Consider the following 4,585-nt stretch of genomic DNA (forward strand, 5'->3'; position numbering starts at 1 on the left):
AAAATCATCTTCTGTAATACCATTAAAATTTAGTTTGTAATTCAAATCTGTTACTTCACTAGTTTTTTCTTTAATTTCATCAAATTTTTTCTCTAAACTAAAAATAAGTCTATTATAAAGCATTTTTAATCTAAGTTTTTTATAATTTTCTTTAAAATGTTCATAATCATTCTGATTTTCTCCAAAAAGTTTCTTTAACACAAGCTCTTCTAAATCACTATGTGTATGTAACGAGCTCAATATTTTATAATTATAACCTTTTTTTACATAATCATGTAACTTTTTTATAAATTTCACACTATAATCATATAGCTTTGCATTTTCCTCTGATATTTCATAAAGAGTCTCATTAGTTTTCTTATTGTTTAACTTTCCTTTTGGCAGCAGCAACTGGCTGTACATTTGCAAATAACATTGATAGCATAATAAAACTTATCAGCACATATATAGATTTTTTTAGTTTAATCATAAATTCCCTTTCTTTATCTGTACAATTTTTTCAAAACTCTTACAGCGTCTAAATCCTTCTCTTGTTCCTCAAGTGAAAGTTCATCAAACTGTACTAAATCATTATGAATCCTCTTGGCATCATTTCTTACTTCTCCATACTTATAATAATTCAAAAAATGAAACCTGCACCATCTTATATGCTCAAGTTCAGCTAGTTCCATCTCATCTTTGTTAAGATTAGTTAAAACATTCCCAAAGTCTGCTGCTGAAATATTAGATGAACGGAGAAAACTTGAAAGATCTTCCCATTTTTTACCCGTTTTATATATAGACTCATAGTGAGTATGCAGAGCTTTCGCTTTTTCTATCAGCTTCTCTCTAAGTATATTCTCCTCTGTAAATACATCTTTATATCTCCCAAAAGGCACAGGTTTTCTATACTCAATATATGAACCCATATCTCCATCTTCAGGAGAATAATAATATACTTCCGAATTATTGGCACTTAAAATAATTGTCTGTAATAATTCTGCCTCTACCTCATCTGCAACAATTACTTTATCTGCATTCTCAATAATTTCCCAGATATTTTCATCATCTGCAGAATAATATTCAAGCTTATCTGAGTTCATAAGCTGCAGCTTTTTATGCCTTATCCGGTAAAGCTTGTTATCTGTAATAAAATGATAGTTTATATGCTGATTCAGAGAAAAAATATTCATCTGCAGTCCTGTACTTACAATGTCTCCTGCAAGATTAGAGCTACCATAAATTACAATATCAAGTTTTTCCTTCCCCTCTTTCCACATTCCAAGCTTTTTCCAAAATCCTCTGGCTATCATATTGTTAATATCAAATACTACAGCATCCGGTATTGTTTTCAATAAACTTCCTTCTATGTCTCTGATGCCGATATAAACCTTTTTATTGCATAGTTCAGATTCATGCTCTTTATAAAATTCAAAGTTCTTTTTATCGGAAGAAAACATTATTATATGGTTTTTTACATAGTTTTTAACATTTTCTCCTGGATAAATTACCTTTGTTCCTATATTTTCCTTTAATCTAATATCGGCATCGGTGTATACTGCCACTGTCTTTTTCCCGCCAATCAGATAAAGCCTGTATTTCACAGTCTGCCATACATTATTTATTGCAGAAAGAATGGCTGCCGCCGTAACTAACGGCGCAGTCCATCTTGCAATTTCTACAAAAATATTGTACCCATCAGAGGCTTTATTTGTAAAATACAAGGATAATGATGCATACAGTGCATCTGTAAATCTAGATTCACACATACTGTAGCCTAGAGTACCTATGATAAATGGTATAAGTGCTAGTAATACAATAATTTTTCTCTTATTTTTCATTTGCTCTCCAAGTATTCTACAATGAATCAATTAGGCTCTTAATTGTGATTCCTTCTTCTGTCTTCCAGTAAGAAGGACCATTTAATGTAGTAAGCTTTGTATCTATATTATTATTCTTTCTATATATGTTTACAGCATCTAAACCAGCCTGTGAAGATGCCTTATAAAATCCTATCTTTTCACCTTTCAAATTATAATAAGGCTCTTTTTTCTCGTTTAAAAGAAGCATATAACATTCTTTCTCTTTTTCATCATACTCTGCTACGGCATAATGGAATACTCCTTCATATTCCATCATAAACTCAGTACCGTTTTGAATCTTGCCTGCATTATAAAGATCAGTAAAACTTATAATCTTTCTTTTGACGTTTGACTTTGGTGTCCTTCCATAATGCTTTTCATCAAGCGAAAGGTATATTTCGTCAAAAATACTCTGGTAACGAGAATATACAACACAAGACAATTTGTCATCTTCAGTATAATTAAAGCTTTTCTCCACATCATCGAAAAGTTCATCCAAAAGTTCCTTGTGTAAATCATAAATTTCCTTACATAATGCAGTATTTACTAGAGCCATAGGAGAACCATGGACAGCTTCTCTAAGATTATTTGAATACTGTTCCAACATATATTTTCCATCATTTCCCAGCTGTGGATGTTCTATACATTTTGCAATTACATAATCATACATCTCTTGATATGTAATCTGTGTGTAGTTTCTATCATATGGTTTCTGCTTGGGATCAGGTGTTACAAACAAACATATTACTTTCTGTCCTAATTTTTTATGTCCTTCAACATAATCTCTATAGTCCTTAGTTTGTCCTACATCTGTACCATTCATATTTTCTCTGGCTTTTACCTTATTTTCTATTACAATTACCAGTTCATCACTTTCTCCATATACATCTATAGAGCGTTTTTTTCCATCTGTTGTAAAAAATGTCCTCTCAGTTTCGAAATGAATGTTATCTAGTTTCATGTTAAATACCGATTTTAAAGTAAGTTCTTCATCTCCACTTTTTATCATATAGAGCGACAAAAGTCTTACCAAGGGATAGTGACCAAGCCTCAAGCTAGAGTTAGGATCAAAAAGCCAGCTCATAAATGAACTATGCCAATGTTCTGTATGTGTCTGCCCGACTATAGTAAATACATTTGTTTTTTCTTGAAAGTACTTAAGCTGCTGGAACTGCTTGCTTGCAAGCAGTTCCTCTATCTGTTCTATATTCAATGGGTTACCTCATTTCTTATGGTTTACATAAGTTCTTCTAAACCTTTTTTGCCCTCTTTTACATCAATCTTTTTAATAAGTTCCCAGGCTTCAAATATTCCTTCATTGTTCTTAGTATGAAATCCTCTTTCTTTAGCCTTATATTTATCTAACACTTCACCTATTGTCATGTCTGAAGATAATTGCTCAAATATAGTACTATATTCTCCAAGTGTCCCGGATTTTACTTTTCCTTTATCATTAAAGAAATTATCCGGCATATCTTCTTTACGCATGGCTTTTCTTGCATTTGACATCCAAGTATACTGACTTGCTCCTAATTTCACATTTTCCAGGTCTACAACTTCAGAAATAGCATATACACAATAATTAAATGCTCCTTTACGCACTGAAGTATTTTTATCATCCGGAATCTTTTTATCACACCCACCAAGTAAAGATGCCACAAGGAAATCAAAAATCTGTCCTGCTCCATGTTTTTGTTTCCTAGCTGTTCTTAATTTCTGGCAGAAATCTACACTTTCACATAGTTTTTCAAACTCAGCAAGGGTTGTGGTTTCGGTTATTATAGCATTACTATTCCTCATTGTAGATTGACTGCTTTTCTCTAATACTTTTGAAACCTCAACTTTATCAGTATATGACGCCGTTTCAGCTTGTGTAACAGTCTCAGATGTCGGTTTCACAGTTTGTATAACTTCTTCAGATTCGGTATTGTTTTTATTATCAATTTTTTTAATAGAATTCTCATTTGTAGATTTTTCAAATACTTCCGGACAAGTTTTTTTTAATGGATTAACAATTAAGTGTTCATAGAATTCATCAGCATCAATAAAATCTCTTTTATTTTTAGGCTGTAAAATCTTCATAATATTTTTACAATCATTTTTTCTAAGTTTACCTCTAGAAATACTATTACCATAAAAACACTTTATCTCCTTATATTCATCTTTTTCTTTCAACATATCAAACAAGTCATCAAAGGTTTCTTTCTCATCTTTCCACCCTGGATTATCATTATCCGGTTTCCCCAAACCAGTATCATCATCCATCTCCTCTAATTTCTCCCAACCTATATCAAAATTAATTGCATATATACTGTTACTCAAATTACTTCTTTTCCCCATTGCACACATAAATTCCAATAAAGTTGCATAACTTGTTACATAACCTTCATCAAAAAAACATAAGAAAGCCTTACAATATTTAGACTCCATATTTTCCATAAATTGTTCAATCCAAACATTAGTATTAGACGCAAACTCCTTATCAAAGTATATCCTTAATCCATATTCATTTTGTAACTTATATACGATTTCAGTAAGAACCTTTTCCCAGCTATCTCCTCTATAACTGATAAATACATATTCTTTTTTCTCTTTACATGTAGTAACCTTAAGGTCTTTATATCTCTGATTCTTCATTCTTTTCTCATATTCAGCTCTATTCATTACAAAATATCCTCCTAAATTTTATTATTTCTAATACAAAATATATATAATAAATACTTAATTAAACCTATATATCCTCA

General features: G+C 31.1%; 4 protein-coding genes. All 4 read right to left on the reverse strand.

Annotated elements, in window-relative coordinates; genetic code table 11:
* Window positions 1-402 (reverse strand): hypothetical protein (locus ACTTG8_RS09680; RefSeq protein ID WP_442561906.1); only part of this gene is annotated, 402 nt, incomplete at its 3' end.
* 80 nt (window positions 403-482) lie between these two features.
* Complete coding sequence (locus tag ACTTG8_RS09685) at window positions 483-1,820, reverse strand: RyR domain-containing protein (RefSeq protein ID WP_442561907.1); 1,338 nt, start codon at window positions 1,818-1,820, stop codon at window positions 483-485.
* A 16-nt stretch (window positions 1,821-1,836) separates the two neighbouring features.
* Window positions 1,837-3,054, reverse strand: coding sequence for a PD-(D/E)XK nuclease family protein (locus tag ACTTG8_RS09690; RefSeq protein ID WP_442553626.1), 1,218 nt, complete (start codon window positions 3,052-3,054; stop codon window positions 1,837-1,839).
* A gap of 23 nt (window positions 3,055-3,077) precedes the next feature.
* Window positions 3,078-4,505, reverse strand: coding sequence for a TIR domain-containing protein (locus ACTTG8_RS09695; RefSeq protein WP_442561908.1), 1,428 nt, complete (start codon window positions 4,503-4,505; stop codon window positions 3,078-3,080).
* Window positions 4,506-4,585: the final 80 nt, after the last annotated feature.

Origin of the sequence: Catonella sp. (genome assembly GCF_052173895.1) — a bacterium.
In the GTDB taxonomy this organism is placed as follows: Bacteria; Bacillota; Clostridia; order Lachnospirales; family Lachnospiraceae; genus Catonella.